The sequence below is a fragment of the Marinomonas sp. CT5 genome (assembly GCF_018336975.1).
In the GTDB taxonomy this organism is placed as follows: Bacteria; Pseudomonadota; Gammaproteobacteria; order Pseudomonadales; family Marinomonadaceae; genus Marinomonas.
Map to the genome: position 1 here is coordinate 3,851,853 of NZ_CP025572.1, position 19,230 is coordinate 3,871,082.

The 19,230-nt window shown below is 42.6% G+C and carries 16 protein-coding genes; 7 read left to right on the plus strand and 9 right to left on the minus strand.

What is annotated here, in order from left to right; all coding sequences use genetic code 11:
- Nucleotides 1–14: 14 nt before the first annotated feature.
- From C0J08_RS18470 to C0J08_RS18485, 4 genes are all read right to left on the minus strand, one after another.
- Nucleotides 15–1,016 carry an ABC transporter permease gene (locus C0J08_RS18470; RefSeq protein ID WP_212653360.1) on the minus strand — a complete coding sequence of 334 codons (1,002 nt, stop codon included), beginning with the start codon at nt 1,014–1,016 and terminating at the stop codon, nt 15–17.
- On the minus strand, nt 1,010–2,509 hold the full coding sequence (locus tag C0J08_RS18475; RefSeq protein ID WP_212653361.1) for a sugar ABC transporter ATP-binding protein: 1,500 nt from the start codon (nt 2,507–2,509) through the stop codon (nt 1,010–1,012). Before C0J08_RS18475 ends, C0J08_RS18470 begins: the two co-directional genes overlap by 7 nt.
- Before the next feature lie 167 nt (nt 2,510–2,676).
- A complete protein-coding gene (rhaS, locus tag C0J08_RS18480; protein WP_212653362.1) occupies nt 2,677–3,672 on the minus strand; it encodes a rhamnose ABC transporter substrate-binding protein in 996 nt (331 codons plus the stop codon).
- A gap of 62 nt (nt 3,673–3,734) precedes the next feature.
- A complete protein-coding gene (locus tag C0J08_RS18485; protein ID WP_212653363.1) occupies nt 3,735–4,517 on the minus strand; it encodes a DeoR/GlpR family DNA-binding transcription regulator in 783 nt (260 codons plus the stop codon).
- A gap of 236 nt (nt 4,518–4,753) precedes the next feature.
- Here C0J08_RS18485 and C0J08_RS18490 point away from each other — a divergent pair, with 236 nt between their 5' ends.
- Both C0J08_RS18490 and rhaI read left to right on the plus strand, forming a co-directional pair.
- Nucleotides 4,754–6,844, plus strand: a complete 2,091-nt coding sequence (locus tag C0J08_RS18490; RefSeq protein ID WP_212653364.1) for a bifunctional rhamnulose-1-phosphate aldolase/short-chain dehydrogenase — start codon at nt 4,754–4,756, stop codon at nt 6,842–6,844.
- Between the two features lie 61 nt (nt 6,845–6,905).
- Nucleotides 6,906–8,198, plus strand: a complete 1,293-nt coding sequence (rhaI, locus tag C0J08_RS18495; RefSeq protein WP_212653365.1) for an L-rhamnose catabolism isomerase — start codon at nt 6,906–6,908, stop codon at nt 8,196–8,198.
- Between the two features lie 88 nt (nt 8,199–8,286).
- On the opposite strand, the gene C0J08_RS18500 is transcribed toward rhaI, so the two are convergent.
- Entirely contained in the window at nt 8,287–8,946 is a 660-nt protein-coding gene (locus tag C0J08_RS18500) for an FMN-dependent NADH-azoreductase (RefSeq protein WP_212653366.1), read from the minus strand.
- Between the two features lie 113 nt (nt 8,947–9,059).
- Between C0J08_RS18500 and C0J08_RS18505 the strand changes: the two genes are divergently transcribed.
- From C0J08_RS18505 to C0J08_RS18520, 4 genes are all read left to right on the plus strand, one after another.
- Nucleotides 9,060–9,965: a LysR family transcriptional regulator gene (locus C0J08_RS18505; RefSeq protein ID WP_212653367.1), complete on the plus strand. Its 906-nt coding sequence runs from the start codon at nt 9,060–9,062 to the stop codon at nt 9,963–9,965.
- Nucleotides 9,966–9,979: 14 nt separating this feature from the next.
- Nucleotides 9,980–10,147, plus strand: coding sequence for an Lrp/AsnC ligand binding domain-containing protein (locus tag C0J08_RS18510; protein ID WP_502711634.1), 168 nt, complete (start codon nt 9,980–9,982; stop codon nt 10,145–10,147).
- Nucleotides 10,148–10,290: 143 nt separating this feature from the next.
- The gene (locus C0J08_RS18515; RefSeq protein WP_212653369.1) at nt 10,291–10,575 is read left to right on the plus strand and encodes a helix-turn-helix transcriptional regulator; all 285 of its coding nucleotides are present in this window, start codon (nt 10,291–10,293) and stop codon (nt 10,573–10,575) included.
- A 121-nt stretch (nt 10,576–10,696) separates the two neighbouring features.
- A complete protein-coding gene (locus tag C0J08_RS18520; protein ID WP_212653370.1) occupies nt 10,697–12,427 on the plus strand; it encodes an FAD-dependent oxidoreductase in 1,731 nt (576 codons plus the stop codon).
- Between the two features lie 46 nt (nt 12,428–12,473).
- Here the strand turns inward: C0J08_RS18520 and lodB are convergent, their stop codons facing one another.
- The 4 genes from lodB to C0J08_RS18540 form a co-directional block, all read right to left on the minus strand.
- The gene (lodB, locus tag C0J08_RS18525) at nt 12,474–13,592 is read right to left on the minus strand and encodes a lysine-epsilon-oxidase maturase LodB (RefSeq protein ID WP_212653371.1); all 1,119 of its coding nucleotides are present in this window, start codon (nt 13,590–13,592) and stop codon (nt 12,474–12,476) included.
- Nucleotides 13,593–13,594: 2 nt separating this feature from the next.
- Nucleotides 13,595–15,787, minus strand: coding sequence for a CTQ-dependent lysine 6-oxidase LodA (gene lodA, locus C0J08_RS18530; RefSeq protein WP_212653372.1), 2,193 nt, complete (start codon nt 15,785–15,787; stop codon nt 13,595–13,597).
- A 191-nt stretch (nt 15,788–15,978) separates the two neighbouring features.
- The gene (locus C0J08_RS18535; protein ID WP_212653373.1) at nt 15,979–16,560 is read right to left on the minus strand and encodes a hypothetical protein; all 582 of its coding nucleotides are present in this window, start codon (nt 16,558–16,560) and stop codon (nt 15,979–15,981) included.
- Nucleotides 16,561–16,652: 92 nt separating this feature from the next.
- Nucleotides 16,653–17,537, minus strand: coding sequence for a helix-turn-helix transcriptional regulator (locus C0J08_RS18540; RefSeq protein ID WP_212653374.1), 885 nt, complete (start codon nt 17,535–17,537; stop codon nt 16,653–16,655).
- 142 nt (nt 17,538–17,679) lie between these two features.
- Between C0J08_RS18540 and C0J08_RS18545 the strand changes: the two genes are divergently transcribed.
- Entirely contained in the window at nt 17,680–19,086 is a 1,407-nt protein-coding gene (locus C0J08_RS18545; RefSeq protein ID WP_212653375.1) for an MFS transporter, read from the plus strand.
- Nucleotides 19,087–19,230 lie beyond the last annotated feature (144 nt).

The following is a 19,230-nucleotide window of genomic DNA, read 5'->3' on the forward strand; positions in this document are numbered from 1 at the left end:
AAAGCCTCTTTCTCTTAATGAGCCTGAGCGGAGTCCATAGTCTCATCGGGTTTACGAAGAATAATGCGAGCTTTGTCTTTATCTGACGTAGAGTTAGCAATAACAGCGATAATAATCACTGTCCCAGAAATGGCCATTTGCCAAAAAGGCGATACGCCGATAATTGGTAGGGCATTATTTACTACACCAATAAATAAGGCACCAATAACGCAGCCAATAACTGTACCCAAGCCACCAACAATGCTAATACCACCAATCACACAAGCCGCAATCACTTGCAACTCAAAGCCATTGGCCACATCGACATAAGCCACCGCAAAACGCGACACCCACAAATAACCACACAAACCAGACAAGGTACCTGACACTAGAAAGGCATAAAACTGAACCTTGCCTACATTTACACCAGAATAAAATGCGGCCATTGGATTACCACCAGCAGCATAAAAGTTACGTCCCCAAACACTGAATTTCATTGCCCAAAAAGCCACAATGATCACGGCAAGTGCCATCCAGCTCAGAACAGGTATAGAAAAAATCTCATAACGAGGTAAACCGATAAAAGACTCACTCATTTGGTGAGAGTTCACCCAAGCGCCATCCGATAATAGAAATGTTGCACCACGATAAATACTCATGGTACCAAGCGTAATAACGATGGAAGGTACTTTTAATAACCAAACAAACAAGCCATTAATCGCCCCTAATAAAGCCCCTATTAGCAAGCAAAATACAATCAACAGCGCCATATTCATATGGGGGAAATACTGATTTATCATAGCCACCACCATACCAGTAAAAGCCACATTGGCCGCTACAGACAAATCAATACAACGAGTCAAGATCACCAACATTTGACCTAACGCCAACATAATCAAAATCGATGTATCATTAAAAATACTAATGCTGTTAGTCAGGCTAATAAATTCTGGACTCATTATTCCGACCCCGAAAAACATCGCTAACACAATAAGGCTTAGCACACCTTCACGGGAATAAATAAAACGTTTTAGCATGTAACATGTCCTCCAGTCGCAAGAGAAACTACCTTCTCTGGCGTGGCGTCATCTCGTGATAATTCACCAACAATCAAACCTTCATTCATCACTAAAATGCGATCTGACATACCAAGAATTTCTGGTAACTCAGACGACACCATAATCACAGAGAGACCTGAATCCACCAGTTCAGACATAAACTCATGTACTGCGGCTTTCGACCCGATATCGATACCTTTGGTTGGCTCATCCAAGATAATGACTTTCGGGTTCGTGGCTAACCACTTAGCAATAACCACTTTTTGTTGATTACCGCCCGAGAGGTTCATGACCTTCTCATCCCAGCAAGAAGCCTTCACTTGTAAGCGTTCACAATATTGACGAGCTAAGGCCATTTCGCTTTCTCTATCGATCTGACCATGCCGCCCTAAACGCTCCACTTGCGGCAAGCTGACATTTTGATAAATAGGTAATTCCAGTACTATGCCTTGTTTCTGACGCTCTTCAGGAACATAAACAATCCCATTATCTATAGCTTCTTTTGGTGAGTGAACAATCACTTCTTTGCCATTCATCTTGACCGTGCCAGTCACATGATCTGTGGTGCCAAACAAAGCCTGCATGACTTCCGTTCTGCCAGAACCAACCAAACCATAGACACCAAGAATCTCGCCTTTTTTTAAACTAAAACTAATATTGGCAAACTCGGTTGAGTGGCATAAATCACTTACTTCCAACAATGTATCGCCTATTTCTACCTCTTTTTTTGGGTAAGTCGCTTCTATACTTCGCGCAACCATCATTTCTACTAACTGAGCTTCGTTGGTGTCTTTAATAAAACCCTCACCAACATAGCAACCATCACGAAACACGGTGTAGCGGTCGGCTAGGGTGAAAATTTCGTCAAATTTATGAGTAATAAAAAGAATCGCTTTACCTTGATTCTTTAAGGTATTTACCAATTCATATAACTCATGAATTTCATGATGAGACAACGCCGCCGTTGGTTCATCCAAAATCACTACTTTCGCGTCGACCGACAAAGCACGAGCGATACCAACCATGTGCTTTTGCCCAATGCTCAATTCTCGAAGAATTTGATTTGGGTCCATGTGAGCATTAATTGACGTCAATATTTTTTGTGAACGTGTCAGCATAGATGGCCAATCAATGGAAAAACGCCTAGTCATTGGGTAGTTACCCAAAAAGATATTTTCCGCCACCGTTAAGTCATCAAACAACACGGTTTCTTGGTGAATCGCTGTAATGCCTAACTCATGGGAATCATGCGGAGAATGGAACTTTACGGCTCGTCCGTTAAAAAGAATCTCTCCACCATCCGGTTGATAAATACCAGTCATGGTTTTTACAAGAGTTGATTTTCCAGCACCATTTTCACCAATTAGAGCCGTTACTTGGCCGGGATAAAGATGAAGATCGACCCCATCAAGCGCTTTCACACCAGGAAAGACCTTACTCACCTTTTTTAGACTAAAAATTGCATTGTTCATAACGGTTGCTCTTATTGTTATTCATTATGAAAGTATTGAACGAGTTCCCCCCCTCTCCCCTTAAAGAAGGGAGGGAGCTTCAAACCGCAATCCTTCTGCAAAAGAAGAAACAACAGTTCTTAGCTGCTCTCCCTGTTAAAGGAAAGGTTAGGAGAGGACAATAGCTACTAGAAAATGGAAGAGAATTGATCGACGTTAGACGCATCATAAATAAATGGTTTCGCCATCGCACCGTCCCCATTACTGTCTACTTTAAGAGTGCCCATTCGACCCATTGGAATCTCAGTTTTCGTACCATTACCTTTAACAAGGTTGTAAGCCAACATAGTTGCTGAATAACCAAGATCAATTGGATTCCAGATAGCAAAACTGTGAATCGCACCACTGTGAACATGACCAGCTAATTCTGAAGGAAGCCCCAAACCTGTCACATAAACTTTTCCTATTAACCCCATGTCACTCACAGCCTGTGCAGCTGCCAAAATACCTACGGTAGTTGGAGCGACAATTACATCTAAATCAGGGTGATTTTTGATTAACGCAGTCGCTTCACGGAAACTCTTATCTGCTAAATCATCGCCGTAAACCGTATCGACAAGTTTAAGATTAGGAAATTTGCTAAGAGACTTTTTCATCTCACCAATCCAAATATTTTGGTTAGTCGAGGTAGGTGTTGCACTCAAAATAGCAAAAGTACCAGACTTTTTCCCTTTGGCTTTAATGGCGTCTGCTGCAAGTTGCACGTTCATTTCGCCAATCAAGCTGTTACTAGAAGGATTCAAATGAATTTGGCGGCCTTCTTTACCCACACCTGAATCCCAAGAAATAACTTTAATACCGCGCCGTTGTGCTTTCTTCAAGGAGGGAACCAATGCATCCGCATCATTTGCAGAGACCGCAATGGCATCAACACGCTGAGCAATCAATGAGTTGATAATTTCGATCTGACCTTCGGCCGTGGTTGATGTGGGTCCTGTATAAATAACCTCAACATCACCTAATTCTTTTCGAGCTTCTTCTGCGCCACGATATGCCGCTTCAAAAAAACCAATGCCTAGCGCTTTTACTAATAACGCCACTCGAACTTGATCTGCTGCATAAGCACCAGAAGCAAATAAAGTTGCAGAAGCCAGTACACACGCCGTGATGAGTTTACTTTTCATAATTATCTCCAAGAGCGCGCTCATCATCACCCAACAAGAAGTTGTCGTATCCGAGGCGCGGTTTATTGTTTTTGTTTTTCAACTATGATCAAACGACAGCCAGCCGATTCGATCACTTCTTTACTCTTGTTATCAATTCCATCATCCGTGATAACGATATCTATCTGTGATAAAGGACAAATGATCATACTTGATCGATTTTGAAACTTTGTACTATCAACCAAAAGCACCCGCTGATCTGCTCGATTTATTAGTTTCATAACCGCTTGTACGATTTGTGGATCTGTCTCCATCACACCATGAGAATTCACCCCATATGCACCAATAAAAAGAATATCAGCGTAAGTGTGATTAGAAATATCATTCGGGAACGGACTCAAAATAATGTTCTGCTCTCGATGAATTTTTCCGCTCGGCACGGTAACACTGCATTTACTCTTTTTAATCAATTGATCGGCAATAGAAAATGAGTTGGTCAGTACTTGCAGCTTAAAACCTCGCATGTACTCAGACATAGCCGATGTCGTTGTGCCACCGCTGATCATAATCGACATATTGTCCGATAATAATTCCACTGCCGCCTTTGCAATACATCGCTTTACATCAGTATTAATGGTTTGACTCACTGAGTAAGGTCGTCCTAACAAGCTCACATCAGACGGTGGGTTTATTGCTTCCGCTCCTCCCCGCACCCGACGCAGCTTGCCAGCCTTATCCAAAAAGTTGATATCTCTGCGTACCGTTGCTTCTGATGCACCTAACACATCGGCTAGATGCGCCACCGTCACAATAGGCCGAGCCTCAACTTCCGATAGGATCACTCTGTGCCTTTCAATCTCGTGCATTGATCATCCTCGACATTCAATATAATTAATTTTCAATCATTATCAAGCACTATCAATCAAAAAATTAACAAAAAGATAAAAAATGCTTGAAAATGATTACTTTTGTTTTAGTATGAAGCTTATCAATCATTCTAACCCGCTGATTGTGCATAACAAAAATAAATTTTAAGTCTTTGAAAATAGCCATAAAAAAACACTTTAGGCTATTTAAATGAGACGGAACTTGAGGTTAAACGATGTCTACTAACTTACTACCCAACCTTTGGAACGATGCTGACGCGTCCCTTCTGACTGAACCCGAATTATTGCAATATCGATCAAACTTGCTTGGTTCTGACATGCGCGTTACCAATTATGGTGGCGGTAATACCTCTGCAAAAATTCAGATGGATGATCCGCTAACAGGTGAGAAAACCACAGTATTATGGGTAAAGGGTTCTGGTGGTGATATTGGCTCCATGGGATTAGATGGCTTTTCCACTCTCTACATGGACAAATTAAATCAGCTGTTACCACTTTATCGCGGGCTTGAATTCGAAGATGAGATGGTCGCTTACCTTCCTCATTGTACATATAACCTAAACGCCCGCGCTGCCAGCATTGATACACCACTTCATGCCTATTTACCTTACCTTCATATAGATCATCTACATCCAGATGCTGTGATCGCTATCGCGGCAAGCAAAAACAGCAAACAACTCACAGAAAAAATATTTGATGGTGAAATTGGCTGGCTTCCTTGGCGTCGCCCAGGTTTTCAGTTGGGGATGGATTTACAGAAAATCGCCACCGAAAACCCACACTTAAAAGGCGTCGTATTAGAAAGCCATGGCTTATTTACTTGGTCTAATGGCAACAAAGATTGTTACCTAAACTCGTTGAATATTATTAACAAAGCACAAACTTGGTTAGAACAGCAAAGCGCAGGCAAAGCCGCATTTGGAGGAGAACGATTTAAAACGCTACCTGATAACAAACGCCAACAAGTGGTTTCTAGTTTAATGCCGCTGATTCGCGGCAAAACCAGTGAAAAACAACGTCAAATTGGTCACTTCAACGCTTCCGATGAAGTATTAGATTTCGTCAATTCTAAAGACTTAGAACGTCTTGCTAAGCTTGGCACCTCTTGCCCTGATCATTTTTTGCGCACAAAAATTCGCCCTTTTGTCGTGGCTTACGACCCAGAAAAAGACAACCTAGACGAAGTCATTGGGTCGCTAGATAAAAGCCTTGCTGACTATCGTGAAGATTACGCGGCCTACTACAACCGCTGTAAGCGTGATAACAGCCCTGCCATGCGAGATCCTAACCCCGTCATTTACCTGATCCCAGGTGTTGGAATGCTGTCTTTTGCTAAAGATAAAGCCACCGCTCGTATCGCAGGTGAATTCTACGTAAATGCTATTAACGTGATGCGTGGTGCAGACAGCGTTAGTGAATATGTTGGCTTGCCTGAGCAAGAAGCTTTCGACATAGAATACTGGCTACTTGAAGAAGCAAAACTACAACGCATGCCGAAACCAAAATCCTTAGCAGGCCACATTGCCTTGGTGACTGGCGCGGCTGGCGGCATTGGTCTTGCGACAGCAAAACGTCTAGCTAAAGAAGGAGCAAATCTTGTTCTAATGGACATCGACGACGAAGCTTTGACGACGGCACAAGCGAATATCGCCGGTGAATTTGGAAAAGACTGCGCCTCTAGTATTAAGATGGATGTGACCAACGAAGAGGATGTCATCCGTGCAGTGAAACATTGCACCTTAGCCTTTGGCGGTTTAGATATTGTGGTCTCGAATGCAGGCATTGCTTCGTCGGCACCACTAGAAGAAACCACTCTTGCCCTATGGAATAAAAACCAAAGTATCTTATCAACCGGTTACTTCTTAGTTGCTCGTGAAGCCTTTAGTCTGCTAAAACGGCAGAACATGGGCGGCAACATGGTATTTATCGCCAGTAAAAATGGTTTGGTTGCCAGTGCCAACGCCAGCGCATATTGCGTAGCAAAAGCCGCTGAAATTCAGCTTGCTCGCTGTGTTGCTTTGGAAGGTGCGCCACTTGGTATTCGATCAAATGTGGTTAACCCAGATGCGGTTTTACGTGGTTCTAAAATCTGGACAGGCAAATGGAAAGAAGAAAGAGCCAGCGCGTACCAACTGTCTACCGATGATTTAGAAGAACATTATCGTCAGCGCAGCATGCTAAAACTCAATGTTTTCCCAGAAGACATAGCAGAAGCCATTTACTTCTTTGCATCTGATGCGTCTTCTAAGTCAACAGGCAATATCCTAAATGTCGACGCAGGTCATGCACCTTCGTTTACTCGCTAGGGGCTATAGAAATTCATCCAGATAGAACCCTATTGAAAAAGAACAATAAAAAGGACTACCCATGAAACAATTAATTGATCAAAACTTGCTGCAAGAACACAACGCCAAGCAAGAAGCCGCAGTCACCAGTGACTACAATGCGCTGGCGGAAAAACTGGATCGCTCAGGCATTAAAATCGACACAATTTTAATGCAAGCAAAGCAGTTTTCTGTTGCGGTTCCTTCTTGGGGGGTTGGCACTGGTGGCACGCGTTTCGCCCGTTTTCCCGGCGAAGGTGAGCCGCGTAACATCTTTGAAAAACTCGATGATTGTTCGGTTATTCAACAACTATCGCAAGCCACTCCAGCGGTATCTTTGCATATTCCTTGGGACAGACCAAAAGACCCAAAGGAACTTCGCCAGTACGCCGAACAATACGGTTTGCATTTTGATGCAATGAATTCCAACACATTTCAAGATCAAATTGGTCAGGAAGAGTCATACAAATTCGGCAGTTTGACACATACCAACAAAGCCGTGCGCGAACAAGCCATTGCTCATAACATCGACGTAGTAGAATTAGGGCAAAAGTTAGGCTCTAAAGCGCTAACCGTTTGGGTAGGAGATGGCTCTAACTTCCCCGGCCAACAACACTTTAAAAACAGCTTCACACATTATTTAGAAAGCATCAAGGAGGTCTACAATAGCCTGCCAGACGATTGGAATATGCTGCTGGAACACAAGATCTTTGAGCCTGCATTCTATTCAACCGTCATTCAGGATTGGGGGAGCAGCTACCTTGCGGCGAAAGAAACCGGCGATCGTTGTTTGTCTCTGGTAGATCTGGGCCATCATGCGCCGAACGTCAACATCGAAATGATCGTCAGCCGTCTTGCTCAATTCGGCAAGCTAGGTGGATTCCATTTCAACGACAGTAAATACGGCGATGACGATTTAGACAGTGGTTCTATCAACCCTTATCAGCTATTTCTGATTTTCAACGAACTAACAGATATTCGGACACAAGATCCGTCTTACAGCCCATTCTACATGCTGGATCAATCGCACAATGTTACCGATCCGGTAGAAAGTTTGATGTACAGCGCAGCAGAGGTACAACGCGCATTTGTGAAAAGTTTATTAATCGATCGCAGTGCGTTAACTCAATACCAAAATGAAAATGATGCCATGATGGCGCAGGCCAGCTTGAAACAAGCCTACAACTTGGACGTAGAACCAATCTTGCAAATGGCGCGCTTACAGGAAGGAGGCGCCATCGATCCAGTTCGCTGTTACCGCGAAAGTGGATACCGCGCTGCCGTTGCCAAATCTCGACCTGCAGATCCGAACAAAACCGGTTCGGGTATTGTTTAGTTTTTATCGACATCGAAACACTGGTCAATGATCAGTGTTTCGGCGTTAAGTCCACTTAATTTCTTATCATTCCTCTACTAAGTACTTTTCAACCTATTTGATTTACTAAAGAAATAATATCTTGCTTTGCTTTTTCGACCGATAAGGCATGACGATCATCGGAAAACTCTTGGTATTCTGAACCAATTTCGTAAAACAGATCGACCCCCAAATACTTAGCTAATTGTTTAATATGCGGACCTAAGTGATTCATGTTTTCACGGACACCACCAATGCCAAAGCCGAACTCACCGGATGATGTTAATAGAACTAAGGTTTTCCCTGACAAGATAGGCTCAATCGGGAAGTCTCCTCGCGCCAAATCAAAGGTAAAAGTCTTATTCACTCTCAACATTTGATCAAACCACGCCTTCAATACTGCTGGCATGCCGTAGTTATACATGGGGGCGGTAATGAGGATGATATCCGCTTGCGCCACTTCATCAAAATACGTATCGGACTCAGCTAAGACTAATTGCTGTGATTCGCTTCTGTTTTGTTCTGGGGTGAACGCTGCTGAAATCCAATCTTGGCAAATAAAGGTTGGTGGGGTAAGCCCAAGATCGCGATAAACCACCTTATCTTGATGATTTTTATTCAGCCATGTATTTATAAAACAACGCCCAAGTGACTTCGATATTGAATTATAACTTGGTGTCGAATTATCAGTACGGCGCACACTGGAGTCGATATGTAAGATATTTCTCATGATATATGCCTCTATTTGCTAATGAGTAGGCACAGTGTGTTCGGCAAGGGTTCTCGTGACAAATGGTGATATTTTTCTTATAAAGTAGATATTCTCATCTATAGAGTAAATTCATGTTCCAGCAACTTCCCTCTTTAAATGCCATAAAAGCCTTCGAATCTGCAGCCCGATTAAACAGTTTCAAAGAGGCGGCCAATGAATTAAATGTCACACCAACGGCGATTTCACATCAAATCAGAGCGCTGGAAGACAGTTTAAATATAAGGTTATTTGAGCGAAGGACACGCGCAGTAACATTAACGAAAGAAGGCGAATTACTGGCAGCAACAGCGAACCAATCTCTGCAAGATTTACTCTCAACAATCAATCAATTGATGGGGTCACCTCAAACATTAACCATCAGCACAACCAGTTCATTTGCAGCAATGTGGTTAGTACCAAATCTTGCCGATTTTCAGGCACAACACCCTGATCTCGACATTCAAATAAGAGCAGAAGAATCTCTTATAGACATAGGACATGATAGACGCGTCGATCTTGCCATTCGCTATGGTGAGCCTCCTCAACAAGGTGGGAATAAATTACTGATTTATCAACCTCTGATACAAGAATCCCTTGGCTTCTTTGCCACACCAGACTATTGGAAAAAGTTCGCTACAAATCCATCCGATGCTACATTTTTTTGCACACGATGGAAGAACCCAAATTTGCCTAATTTAGGGATAGAAGACGCGATAAAAAAGGCCTCTACAAATACACAGCCGACTATTCGCTACTTCAATGACGAAAATCTAACCGCTCAGGCGGCGCTTGCTGGACAAGGTATTGGTACTCTCAGCCAACTTGCTGTCGAAAATTTCGTTAAAAACGCTTGGTTAACACAGGGAGAGAACAAGATGGCAAAGCATATCACTGGACTAAATTACTACTTGATTATACCTAAGCGGCTACATGCCAACCAAATCGTAATTCATTTTCAAAAATGGTTACAATCGACTTTAGCTAAGCTCCCGAAGTAAGACATTGCTAGCAAATAACAGGTCACTACGATTTTATGATGCTTGTCACTGTGCCAGATATCCAAGCTTATGAAAGTGTTGTTGATCAAGTACTTCACACCGAAGCCAATATTCAAAAATTTCAAACATTGGTATCACTTCGAACAATAAAATCTTCCACTGAAATCCATTTAAAAGAATGACAAAAAGTACTCTTGTCATTTTTTGTCCTAAAGAGCATATTATTACCTAGCTGTAAGCAACAAAATTGTTCAGATATTCATTTTTATAAAAAACTCTTAAAGCTTTTTTTAGAAAGAGAATTATAAACAACAAGGACAGCAATATGAGTAACAAGGACGGACGCGTTCCTTTAAATGCTGATGCATTAAAGGAGCACAGAAGACGAATAGGATTAAGTCAAGAAAAACTGGCGGAACAATGTCTTAAAAAAGGATTACATGTTTCTATATCCTCTATTAAGCGTGCTGAGTTAGGCACAAACGTACTTTATCGTACCGCCAAACAGCTTGCTCAATTTTATAATGTTCCAGTAGAAACTCTTTTTCTAGAGTCAATAGCAAGCCATCTAGATGAAAAAAGGTATTCATCGCTTAAGAGGGAAGTCTAGTCAGAAGAATCCACCCAATGAAACAATTAAACTTATATTCTCACTGATACTAAAGTGATACTGATAAAAACATCATATCGTTTATTTTATATTTTCCAACTCAAAGAAAAGGAAGATACTAATGAGCGATATAAACGAAGAAAAACAACCAAACCCAGAAAACCAACGTTACGCTGTCCTTTCCATTCACGCTATAGCGGCCAATAACGTCGAGTTATTTCGACAAGATATGATTAAAAAAGAATTTTCTTCAGAACGATTACTCACAGCTCAATATCATTCATTATCCCCCGTACCTGGGCTGAATAAATACCAAACAGAGAGTTTAATATTTAACACTCGCTATCAATACCACCCTTTTATTATCGTTATGTGTGAGTCCACAGAAGACGTACAACTTGCTTATAAGACGGCGATTAAATACAACCTTCCCGTTCGCATACGTGCCGGTGGCCATGATCACGCAGGAGAGTCTAGTGGTGACAATGTGGTGCTAATTGATGTAACTGGTATCAAAAACTTCGACTTAGCTGATAATGGTGTAGCGACAATAGGGGCGGGTTATCGGTTTTATCAATTAACGCCAAAACTAGCAGAAAAAAATCGCATGATTGCTCATGGTACCTGCGCTACCGTAGGCCTAGCAGGTTTCACCCAAGGCGGCGGCTGGGGGCCGTGGACCAGAAAACATGGAATGTGCTGTGAATCACTAGTAGGAGCTACCGTTATTTTAGGAAATGGCAAGCGTATAGAATTAAGTGATAAAGACACCGATGAAAATAAAAAAGAACTACTTTGGGCGTTACGCGGTGGTGGCGGTATGAGCTATGGCATAGTCACTCAATTAAAACTACAAACTTTTACACTCCCACAAGAAATCCATCGTTTTCAAATTGAATGGAATAAGCCCAAACAAAAAAAAGCGGATAAAAGTTATTGCGTTCCGCAAGAAGACGAATCGACATTTACAATACTAAAACAATGGGAAAAGTCTATCTCATCAGATAGTACACCAAATCTACTTGGCACTAATCTTAAAATTAATGCTATCCCTCTGAACAAAAAAAATCAGGATAAGGATATTTTGACGCTTCATCATCACTGCATAATGTATGGCTATTGGGAAGGTAACGAAGCAGACCTAAAAACATTTATCCATGATCAGTTTAGCAATGTGTCCTTGAATCAAGTCACTATTGGTGAAGCAAGTGGTGCGAAATACAATAATAAATACGATCATCAACTAATGGGGAACTGGGCAAGAAACTCTTTATATGACATCAGTCGTCGACTCAATGAAATGGGCACATTGGCTCTCGGTGGAACAGCCTTTACACCGGATTATGATGCTCCAGCGCCTCATAAAATCACCTCTCGTTTTGTTAATAAAACAGGCCTAACAGATGAAGGTTATGCTCAGCTTCTACAATCACTCACCTCGCCTTTCTTGAGCCTAGATAACGAGCAACAAGGACTCTTCAGTTACGTTACATTAGGAGCAATACAAGGGGAGTTTTATCAATCCCATGATCATCTACCAGATATTGCTTTTCCATATCGTGACTGCCAATACACTATCCAATATCAAACTTGGTGGAATGAAGACTTCCAAAGAAAAATAGAGCAGCAAAATAACTTAGTTTATGTAGACGTGAACCGAGCAATGGACTGGATTGATGCTAGTCGTGAGGCAAATATTGAAGGCACTCATGGAGCCTTTATCAGTTTTAAAGACCCAGCTATTCCAACTGAAATCTATTTTGGTAAAAGTTATCAGCGACTAGTTCAGGTCAAAAAAACTTATGTGAAAGATCAGTTTAATCACCTTCGTACACGTAAAACAATCATTTAGTTAAAACTAGAAGCCGCAGAAGCGGCTTCTCTTCATCAACAATACATCATGCATTAACCGCTTTTCTTTTCTGATTAGGTTTAACCAAACGACGCCGCCAAAAAGGATGATTAGTCCACCGTTGTTCTTTTTTATAAAAGTTCCATTTTGTTTCGCAGTACTCATTAAAAGTCAGCATGGCGTCTTGTAGATAACTCTGAACGGCTGTTTCTTGTTTATGCATTAGCGCATAGGCACCATGACAACCACTGAGCATCGCAAATCCTATTCCCATAGACGAAATAGGGTCAAAAGAAGCGACTGCATCACCAACGGCAACAAACCTTTCAGGAAAGTCTGAAGCATAATACTGACTGTTGGCTTGTTTGACCCAAAGCTTTGGTTGCGTTGAGACACCCCCTTGCAATGAACGACCAATAGCCGTTGTCTTAGCGAGACATTGATTCCAAACTTCCTGACGGTTAAGCTGCTTCTCTTTCATGATATCTATATCAGTAAAGCAGGTTACCACAGCAAGGTCTTTCGACAAGCCAGCCATATACCACCAGCCATATTCGCAACTCTCAATTTTTTGTTGCTGCTCGAAGATTCGTCCAGAATGCTCGACAAAGGAACCAATACCCACAAGCTGATCGGTCACGACACGTTCAATTCCTAGCGATTGACCTATTTTTGTCTGTCGACCAGACGCATCAATCAAATATTCACTTTGGTAGTGCAGCTTACCCTGTTCAGGGTGAACACACTGAACTTGCCAATGGCCTTCTTGTTGCACAATGCTAATTTGTTTACAGCGAGGAATAATCGTGCCTCCTCGTTCTGATATTGTCATCAACAAGGTCTCATCAAAACATGCACGATCCAGTTGATAGGTTTTTCCTTGAGCCGTGAACAAGCTGAAATGGTGAGTCTCCACATCACTACCCCAATAGCTCTCTTTGCCATAATTTGGTGTAAAACACCCTTCGCCAAACGCCTCTTGTGGTATATCGAGATACTCCAAAAAATCAAAGATACTGTGAGAAACCTGCTCACCAATACGCTGTTGGGTAAAATCGCCACGCTCAAGCAACAACACTTTTTTATCGTGGAATAACATCAAGGAGAGTGCACAAGCGGCCCCAGCGGGGCCGCCTCCTATGATGATGGCATCATACGTTTCCATCTCTACCCCCTCATCCTAGTACCTGAACGATGGAGAACATTTTTAGTACGGACGGGTTTAAAGGCACGTTTTTCGAAATAATCGGCCATAAGTCGGCCTTTCTTCGTACCTTTTTCTAACAGAGAGTCTTTATGGGCATTAATAAAGAATACAGGCAATGTGGTATCGTTATCCTCCGCATTACCACTAATTTGTCCTACACCAATCGCGCTAAAATCAAACAGCTCATTGTTTCTTTCTGACTCAGTGAAATAAGGAAAACCTTCATTTTTTGAGTTCCGATCCCGAATAAAAGCCAAGGCCGACCAGTGTTCCACCATCTGTCCATAGCTATTAATGCCACGGGCATAATTGATTTGTTGTCCGGCGGGAAGGTGACTCTGAAGCTGTCCATCAACATCCAACTCACCCGTTAATACATCCCAAGGGCTTTGTGGCGGCCACCAATAGCTATAATACGCAGGTGGTAGTGGCGTTTCAGGTTCAGCATCTTTCGTTGCGGAAGTATAAGATTGATCAGGAAGTGGCCCAACACCTTCAGGCAAATCGCTCCATGAATAGGTCGTTTTTGTCACCGTTTTTTCTGTTTGAGTGGCTTTATTTACTTTAGGTTCACTAAAATTCACTACCTGAACCGTACAATTAAAGAAATCCGCCTGCCAAGGGCATGCCATGCGTTTGGTTAAATCACCTGGCTCGCAACCACCACCTTCACATTCGTCTCGACCCGGAGATAAGCCATTTTCAGCATAATAAGCTTCATTCTTATAATGCTTAATTTTATATGCGTTTTCATACAAAGCCGGATTTTGTAGGCTCCATGTCACCTCAATGCCAGGACACATAGGCAAGCCCACACAATTACCAATACTGGCAGCATCCATAGGGTCAACAGGGAAAGCTTGGCCGTCTCCGACAGTGAATTTCCCTTCAGCCCACTGCTTCAACAAAAACATTTGTGTGGCATCTAAAGCGAGAAACTTTTCCACTACATTGTCAGTGAGATCATAGGCATTAGCACTTTTTACCGAGTTGCTACCTGAATTCATCGGCATCAAAGGTAATATATTGCCTTCTTCATGGTCACTCATGAGTTGTTGCTGAGGCTGATCATAGTCTCCAATGATCTTGTTATCTAATTTGCGGAAATAATTATAATATTTTTCACGATTAGGCTTATTTGCCGTTGAGCTGTCGCGATAGTCAAAGTGATAAGAAAAGAAACCACTCATGGATTGCACATTTGCCACCCACTGATATTGGCTAATTCGCTGAATTATAGGAAGAATATCTCGCTCAAAATTGGCTTCATATTCTTTATTAAAGCCCCCATATTTATCCATGTCATAGATATCTGGAGCTAAGTTAAAATGCCGTACACCAACATCAAAAAAGGTATCGTTTAAGGTAGAAATATTGACAATTTCAGGGGCAAAATCAGGTGAGCCAACCACAACCCAAGCATTCGTTGTCTTCTGAGAAGCGTCTTTATAGGTCACTACACACGTCACTGAGCCATCTGATATATCATCATACCAGTCATTACCTCCACCATAGCCTTCTAACTCAGTATTGCCACCAGCAAAGCCATAGCCACCCAACACAATCAGGCGGCCTTGATTATCCGTACGTAGTGTTCCTAAGCTTTCAAACCTTGGTGAGCCTTGGCTCATTTCTCCTTCAGGGTAGGATGAATGGGTATAATCACTAGGAATATTGTGAATACTCACTTCGACCTCCGCTAAACCACCAGCAACGGTGCGCGGTCCAAGATCAATAATCAGTTCCTGTCTTTTTGCATCATCTTTGTCACAGCCAACCGATGGGTTGCGTAGCTGCGTTTTTCTGCTTGTATAACTGTTTTTCTCGCCATAGAGTAGATTGCCATTAAGTTCACTAAAGTTGTACCACGCAGCTTTTTTATTGGCTAAATGAACCGTCCACTCAATGCGCTCAACATTAGGCGATTGCAGTGTTAACTCTTCACCAGACTCATCAAAGACTTTAAATACCTGTCCTTGGCGACGAATACGGCCCGCTTCATCTTTAAAGTTGATAACTTCCGTCGTTGGTTGCATGTTCTCATCATGTTCATGGGGCAAACCGCCAATCTTCGTGGGGTTTAAAACAAAGTTATTGCCTTCTGCATTGCCCAATCGAGCCACACCAACGCAAGGGTGAATTGAAAGTGTCATATCCTGCTCCTTTATACTCAAGTCAAAACTTGTGAATGTTTCCATTACCATTTCAGTAAAACAGGCAGAATAATTTTTAGCAGTATCAGTTTGGTGTCAGTTGTCTTATTAACGAAGAGAAAAAAGGTGAGGAGAAACAGCACAATCGCATTCATCATGCTGTCTCACCGTCATTTGAAAGGCTATTTTACCTAATTATCAAAGAGCGTTCTTGGCAATTTGAATTTGCGTCCGCCAATTTTTATCATCGGCTGTAACGGTTTAGGGATGGGCGAACCAGGAGGGAAAAAAGCTGGTGGCAAATTGTCTACCATGGGAACGCGTCCTACGTAGATCCAAAAATTTTTCTCGTGTTGCTGGTTAACCATATAGATTAGATATTCATGCCCATTATCTTGCCAACTTGCGTCAGTATTTTTTTCGCTCCAATCTGAAGACTCTCCTATATAGGCTAACCATCGCCACTCGATTGTTTTATCCGGATTGATTCGAATTTGGACGTTCACAGCATTATTGATATCTATTTGTATGGCTAGATTAAAACGAACATGTGCACCTTCTGATATCGATTGAGGCATATCGAAAGCAAACACATCTGTATCTTCATTATTCGCTGACACGTGACTGGTATACAACTTATAAGAACCTTCAGGTGCGGGTTCTTCACCAAACTGACAGACCGTTATACCAACACTGTCTTGCTGATAAATAGGCTTTCTTTCAACACCTAAAAGCATTCTTTTATCGGCCTGTAATGTCACTGTGTAATCCATACCTTCTTCCTTACATTACATATTGTTAGAGTCATTATGCATGAATACCGAAACTTTCCAGTATCAATAGAGTATCAGTTAATAGAATACCTTTAGCCAATCACCAACCGATCTAGCTTGTCTTTGGTATCCTCATCATCCGGTACATACACCATGAGACGCTCACCATTTTGCGGAGCAGACCACCAGTTAACCTGATGAAAAGCCATCTTACCAAGGTCTGGAATAAGAAACTTCTTCGTATGATTTTCAACATCAAGGATTTCATATTGTTCCCAGTAACGGTTGAACTCCATCGAAGCGGCTTGCATCATGCTCAATCTCGCTTGCCAGCGAGGATCATCCATATGCTTTGCCATTGCGGCCCGGAAGCTCCCCGCAATACGCGATAAAATCCCCTCCTTATCGTCCATCCGTACCTGCCATTCATGGTTAGTAAAGGCTAAATACATGCAGTTACGGTGTTCATCTGGTAACGACGCTAAATCCACCCCCATTAACACTCGATAAGCATGATTAAAGCCCAAAATATCAAAACGCGCATTTTGCACTATCGCTGGCATGGGATTCAGTTGGTCTAGAATCATTTGATTCACTGATGATAGCTTCTGACATTGTCGCTGGTACTCAGCTGGTCGGGACAATCCTGACAAGGTAAACACATGGGCAGTTTCTACCTCACTACATTGTAATGCTTTGGCTATCGCACTTAAGGTGGCAACAGAAGCATTCACTTCCCGACCTTGCTCTAACCAGGTATACCAAGTAGTACTTACGTCCGCCAGCATAGCCACTTCTTCACGTCGTAAGCCAGGCGTGCGTCGCCGGCCACTGTGTAAAATACCCAAGCGCGAAGGGTCTAAACTTTCCCGGCGCCGACGCAAATACAACCCAAGCTCTTTGCGATTATCTTGAGCAATAAAGCCAACGGTTTTTGTACCGTGTTGTTGATGGGAATCAAGCAAGGCGGTTGTCATACTCTCTTTTCCATAACATAGATCTACTGAATAAAAAGCCAAACAGGTAGTTTTAATACTAGGATAACTAAACACTGGTACCTGTTTAACGGTTTTCACATACTGTCGACCATTCAATGATAAATCAAGAGAAACTGAGCAAATGACGACAACAGCAAAGACACTTAGCCGAGCTGGTTTGATCATCCTGATGGCTGGTCAGCTACTGCCATTAATTGATTTTTCCATCGTCAACGTAGCGCTCGCTTCCATTGCGGAGTCCCTCCATGCCAGCCATATTCAACTCGAGTTAATGGTGGCCGCCTATGGTGTGAGTTTCGCGGTGTGCTTAGCAATGTGCGGACGACTAGGCGATAACTTTGGCCGCCGTCGTTTGTTCATTCTCGGCGTCTGGGTCTTTGGTATTGCCTCTCTCGCTTGTGGGGTCGCCTCTTCCATCCATGGACTCTTGTTCGCTCGTGCCCTTCAAGGTGTCGGCGCCGCCATGATTGTGCCGCAAATTCTCGCCACCTTGCATGTCACCCTAACAGGCAAACGTCACTCTTTTGCAATTGGCCTCTATGGCGCTATTGGTGGTCTAGCCTTTGTCCTAGGGCAGGTTCTCGGTGGCTTTTTAGTCTCTGGCGATGTGGCAGGATTGGGCTGGCGCAGTGTCTTTTTGATCAATATTCCCGTTTGTCTCGGCATTCTTATTTTTGCTCGTATTTGGTTGCCTGAAAGTCGTTCAGAACACCCTGCCAATGTGGACTGGCCTGGCACCTTTGTTCTTGCGGCAGCACTGCTTTGCCTACTGATTCCTGTCTCGCTTGGACCGGAATATCATTGGTCATGGCCATTTATCATTATGCTCTTAGGTGTTATGCCTCTTTTGTATGCATTCTGGAACATTGAAAAGCATCAAGAAAATCGTCAGCGCTTCCCGTTAATGCCGCCAAGACTATTACGTCTTCATTCCATTCAATTTGGCTTTATTCTGGCAATCTTTATGTTCGCCAGCTGGAGCGGTTTTATGTTCTCCGTCGCCCTAACTTTTCAATCTGGTTTAGGCAAATCTCCGCTAGAATCCGGTAATGCGTTTATCATGCTGGGGATGTCGTATTTTGTGGGATCTCTTCTCACGGCAAAAATATCCAACCGCATTGGCAAGCTCAATACGCTGTTTTTAGGTTGTGCATTACAAATACCTGGGCTACTTGGCTTGGCATGGACTTTCTATCATTTTTGGCCAAATATAGGCATTACGACCTTACTACCAACTACCTTATTTATCGGGTTAGGACAGTCTTTTATCGTCGGCAGCTTTTTTCGCATTGGCTTATCCGAAGTGGCTTCGAAAGATGCTGGAGCAGGCAGTGCCATGCTGACGACCATACAACAAGCCGCCTTTGGTCTAGGGTCCGCTCTCCTCGGCTCCATCGCCTATCAAACCTTTGATATCACCCAAAGTCACAAAATCGCCATATCCACCACCTTATGCGCCGAAGTGTGTTTGATGGGCATCTTAGTCGTCTTTGGCCTTATCTATCGTCGCAAATTGCATCATATTTAAACAAACCGTCAAGGAGCATGAGTAGCCCAAACAGCACAAACAATTCCATTAAAACAAACATAGAATTCAGCTAAAACTAAGGAAGGTGCGAACAAGTCCTCTTGTCTCAGCATGTGGATAAAAGCCTGTTATTCGAGGCGAGTA

Coding starts and splice junctions, on each gene's coding strand:
- rhaS (WP_212653362.1), bottom strand. CDS start 3,672: ATGAAAAGTAAACTCATCACGGCGTGTGTACTGGCTTCTGCAACTTTA.
- C0J08_RS18485 (WP_212653363.1), bottom strand. CDS start 4,517: ATGCACGAGATTGAAAGGCACAGAGTGATCCTATCGGAAGTTGAGGCT.
- lodB (WP_212653371.1), bottom strand. CDS start 13,592: ATGGAAACGTATGATGCCATCATCATAGGAGGCGGCCCCGCTGGGGCC.
- C0J08_RS18535 (WP_212653373.1), bottom strand. CDS start 16,560: ATGGATTACACAGTGACATTACAGGCCGATAAAAGAATGCTTTTAGGT.
- C0J08_RS18475 (WP_212653361.1), bottom strand. CDS start 2,509: ATGAACAATGCAATTTTTAGTCTAAAAAAGGTGAGTAAGGTCTTTCCT.
- C0J08_RS18515 (WP_212653369.1), top strand. CDS start 10,291: ATGAGTAACAAGGACGGACGCGTTCCTTTAAATGCTGATGCATTAAAG.
- C0J08_RS18470 (WP_212653360.1), bottom strand. CDS start 1,016: ATGCTAAAACGTTTTATTTATTCCCGTGAAGGTGTGCTAAGCCTTATT.
- lodA (WP_212653372.1), bottom strand. CDS start 15,787: ATGACACTTTCAATTCACCCTTGCGTTGGTGTGGCTCGATTGGGCAAT.
- C0J08_RS18540 (WP_212653374.1), bottom strand. CDS start 17,537: ATGACAACCGCCTTGCTTGATTCCCATCAACAACACGGTACAAAAACC.
- C0J08_RS18520 (WP_212653370.1), top strand. CDS start 10,697: ATGAGCGATATAAACGAAGAAAAACAACCAAACCCAGAAAACCAACGT.
- C0J08_RS18505 (WP_212653367.1), top strand. CDS start 9,060: ATGTTCCAGCAACTTCCCTCTTTAAATGCCATAAAAGCCTTCGAATCT.
- C0J08_RS18490 (WP_212653364.1), top strand. CDS start 4,754: ATGTCTACTAACTTACTACCCAACCTTTGGAACGATGCTGACGCGTCC.
- rhaI (WP_212653365.1), top strand. CDS start 6,906: ATGAAACAATTAATTGATCAAAACTTGCTGCAAGAACACAACGCCAAG.
- C0J08_RS18545 (WP_212653375.1), top strand. CDS start 17,680: ATGACGACAACAGCAAAGACACTTAGCCGAGCTGGTTTGATCATCCTG.
- C0J08_RS18500 (WP_212653366.1), bottom strand. CDS start 8,946: ATGAGAAATATCTTACATATCGACTCCAGTGTGCGCCGTACTGATAAT.